Below are 1015 nucleotides of genomic sequence, written 5' to 3' on the forward strand. Positions count from 1 at the left end.
TATTTTCTGATAAAGGGCCCGGTATTCCTGATATTGCTGCCGCCATGCGCGATGGTTTTTCTACAGGTAAAAGCCTTGGATTGGGATTGCCCGGTACCAAACGATTAGTGAACGAGTTTGACATTAAGAGTAAAGTTGGCGAAGGCACAACTGTTACCATTATAAAATGGGCCAATGGTTGATGCTACACATATCAGTTTTGCCGCGGACGACCGCAGTTATTTCTCGCTGATAAAAAAAGAGATTCACAAGCTGGCTACTGAAGCCGGGATGAATGCCGGCCGCATCAACGAGCTTGACCTCATTGTAGCCGAAATGACATCGAACCTGTATAAATATAGCGATGATGGCGAAATATTGATGGGCACTTTTGCCAACGCAGGATCCCCCTATATTGAATTGATCAGTATTGATAATGGGCCCGGAATGGTTAACCCGGCTCGGATGATGGTCGACGGGGTTTCAACAACCAAAACCTTGGGCCATGGTTTAGGCAGTATGAAACGCCTTTCGGATACATTCGAGCTTTATTCGCAACCCGGCTGGGGAACCATTGTGCTTAGCCGTGTTTACAGCGATCCCGAAAAGTTAAAAGCGGATGACAAGGTAATCATTCGGCCAATAGTGGTATCAAAGCCCGGCGAAAAAACAAGCGGCGATGGCTTTGTATATAAAAAAACAGATAAATACTTAAAAATGATGTTGGCGGATGGCTTAGGCCACGGCCCAGAGGCTAACAAGGCTATTAACGAGGCGGCCGCTGCATTCAAAGTATTCCCGGATTACAGCCCTACCGAAACATTGCGCTTTATTCACGCGAGCATAAAAAAAACCCGTGGAGCGGTAATAAACGTGGTTGGCTATAATTATGGTGAAAAAAAATGGTCATCGGCCGGTATAGGTAATATTGCCGCGCGCATGTTTGGGCCGGTAAATTTCAAAAACCATATGTCGTACAACGGCATTGTGGGCCATAACATACCTAATACCATGAATGATCAGCAATACCCTGTTG

The 1015-nt window shown here is 45.8% G+C and carries 2 protein-coding genes; both read left to right on the plus strand.

The genetic code is table 11. The features are described from left to right. The coding region (locus tag AAFN85_RS32050; protein ID WP_347532060.1) for an ATP-binding protein at nt 1–182 on the plus strand (182 nt) is incomplete at its 5' end. After that, a partial coding sequence (locus AAFN85_RS32055) for an ATP-binding protein (RefSeq protein WP_347532061.1) occupies nt 175–1015 on the plus strand: 841 nt, incomplete at its 3' end. The genes AAFN85_RS32050 and AAFN85_RS32055, both read left to right, overlap by 8 nt.

It is taken from the genome of Mucilaginibacter sp. CAU 1740, from assembly GCF_039839285.1.
Taxonomy (GTDB): domain Bacteria; phylum Bacteroidota; class Bacteroidia; order Sphingobacteriales; family Sphingobacteriaceae; genus Mucilaginibacter.